The sequence below is a fragment of the Alcanivorax sp. HI0044 genome (assembly GCF_001634945.1).
Genome location: NZ_LWEZ01000290.1, coordinates 1 through 922 on the forward strand (window position 1 = coordinate 1; position 922 = coordinate 922).

General features: G+C 58.4%; 1 pseudogene. It reads right to left on the reverse strand.

Features of this window, described 5'->3' with window-relative positions:
• Positions 1 to 902, reverse strand: a pseudogene (locus A3730_RS03555) (hypothetical protein); the annotation flags it as partial.
• Between the last annotated feature and the right edge of the window lie 20 nt (positions 903 to 922).

A 922-nucleotide genomic window follows, 5' to 3' on the forward strand; every position in this document is an offset into this window, starting at 1 on the left:
TCCATGGTGTAGGTACTGTCAGCCAGCGCACCCACTGCCCCGTGGCACCCGGCGCAGGTAGCCAGTTCCTCATACGACTGAGGCCGCAGCGCGCCCTGGTCATCCTCGATGAAGCCACTGAAACGCCAGCCGCGACGATTACCCACCCCGCGCTCTATATCACCGATGACAGGCTCCATGCGGTCAGGAAAATCATGCGCATCCTTGAGCTCATCGTCCGCCAGCTCCCGGTGCTGAAAATATGTCAGCCAGCGCGTTTTACGGCTGTAGCGCAGCTCCTTCATTCGCGGCGCCATCACCACTTCGCCATCATCGGCAATATCCAGATAGCGCACGCTATGTACAAACTCGGTACCCAGCGGATAAGCTCCTGCTGACAGTGGCGCCGCCCCCTGTTGCTGGGCCACCCTGGCCAGCCCCACATACTGCATGTCACGCCCCTCAAGGGGAGCCCAGTCGAATACCACTTCAGTAGCACGATCCAACACACCGTTGCGATTCAGGTCGACCCCGTAATCAGCTTCCTCTACCGCCTCTATCGCCACATCCTCACGCTTGATCAGCGACTCCACGATCGCCAGGTTGAGACGGTAAACCCGTATGTCGGGCTCGCCTTTTTCATTCTGGCGGTATGGAGAATCCAGACGAATCAGCACATCATCCGCAGAACCATTAGTGGGGAAAAATGTGCCCGGAAACGGCGTATACGCCAAAGCACGCCACCCCGTCAGCTTGCCTTGCGCATCGCGGTCAAAACCCTGCTCATCAAAGCGGTAGGCCACGTCAGGCACGTAACCATCCCAGCGGCCATTACCATCACCATCCCAATGCGCAGGCAGTTTTCCGGTCAGGGTTTTGGCCAGTTGCACCACGCCCCCGGACTGATAATTATCGGTTCGCACATAAGCCAGAATCGCCTCAT